1 protein-coding gene is annotated in these 1,752 nt (G+C 62.0%); it reads left to right on the forward strand.

Annotated features, from left to right (window positions below):
- A partial coding sequence (locus tag A2I95_RS35450) for a thiamine pyrophosphate-dependent enzyme (protein WP_291737244.1) occupies window positions 1-1,752 on the forward strand: 1,752 nt, incomplete at both ends.

Raw genomic sequence — 1,752 nt, forward strand, 5'->3', positions numbered from 1 at the left:
GGAGGCGACAGCCGACATCGACCTGCCGCATCTGCCGATGCCGCAGCTGCCGGAGATTGACGGCACCCACAACGTGGTGATCACCGGCGTCGGCGGCACTGGCGTTGTGACCATCGGCGCAGTGCTGGCGCAAGCCGCACAGATCGACGGCAAAGGCGCCGGGCTGATGGAAATGGCCGGCCTCAAGACCATGAAAGATACGATTGAGGTCACTTCGGTTGTGGACGCCAGCCCAGACCGGATGCAGCTGGTCACACCGGAATTCGACATGCCGGCCGACGGGTTGAACATCCGCCTGGACGACGACCGCTTCCGCCAAGAAGACCGGATCATCGACTACAAGCGCTTTGCGGCAGAGGCGTTCAGCCACGCCAACAAGATGGACAAGCGCATGTGGGGCAAGCCCGGCGCCAAGATCGGGTTTGTTGCTGCGGGCAAGAACTGGCTTGATCTAGTGCATGCGCTGAAGCTGTTGAACATCGACGAAAACATGGCCGAACGGCTGGGACTGACCACCTATAAGGTGGGCCAGACGTTCCCTATGGACATGAAAGGCTTCCACGACTGGGCCGAAGGGCTGGACCTGATCGTTGTGGTTGAGGAAAAGCGCAAGCTGATCGAGATCCAAATCAAGGAAGCGATCTTTGATGACCGCCAGGGCCGCCGGGTTTACGGCTGGTACAAGGGCGGCGCCGGCAGCATGCACCGCGAGGAGCTGTTCCCGACCCGTTATGCGCTGGATCCGATCATGATTGCCGAGAAACTGGGCGGCATCCTGATCGAAGAGGGCCGCGAAACCGAGGCCATCCGCGCCGGCCTTGAAGGCCTGGCAGAGGCGCGCCGCGCCGACAACGCCGAGGAAATCGCCACCCGGCTGCCCTACTTCTGTTCCGGCTGCCCGCACAATTCCTCAACCCGCCTGCCGGAAGGGTCTCGCGCCTATGCCGGCATCGGCTGCCACTTCATGGTGCAGTGGATGGACCGCGAAACCACCGGTTTCACCCACATGGGCGGCGAAGGCGTAAACTGGGTGGGCGAGGCGCCGTTCTCCAACCGTAAGCATGTGTTCCAGAACCTTGGCGACGGCACTTATAACCACTCCGGCGTGCAGGCGATCCGTGCCGCGCTCGCCGAAGGCACCAACATTACCTACAAGATCCTCTATAATGACGCGGTGGCGATGACCGGCGGCCAGCAGGCCGAGGGCGGCCTTACCGCACAGCAGATCGCACATGAGCTGACCGCGATGGGGGTCAAGACCATGGCCGTGGTCTATGACGAGAAAGAGGACGTGGATGCCGCCCTGTTCCCGGCGGGCATGCGGATGCATGAACGCGCCGAGATGATGAAAATCCAGCGTGAGTTTGAAGAGGTGGAGGGCGTCTCAGCCATTATCTACATCCAGACTTGTGCGGCCGAGAAACGCCGCCGGCGCAAGAAGGGCCAGTTCCCGGATCCGGACCAGCGGGTGTTCATCAACACCGACGTCTGCGAGGGCTGCGGCGATTGCGGGGTGCAGTCCAACTGCGTCTCCATTGTGCCGAAGGACACCGAACTGGGCCGCAAACGCGCGATTGACCAGTCGTCGTGCAACAAGGATTTCTCCTGTGTAAACGGTTTCTGCCCGTCCTTTGTGACAGTGGAAGGCGCCAAGATCCGCAAGGAGGCGACAGCCGACATCGACCTGCCGCATCTGCCGATGCCGCAGCTGCCGGAGATTGACGGCACCCACAACGTGGTGATCACCGGCGT

The sequence above is a fragment of the Leisingera sp. F5 genome (assembly GCF_001593695.1).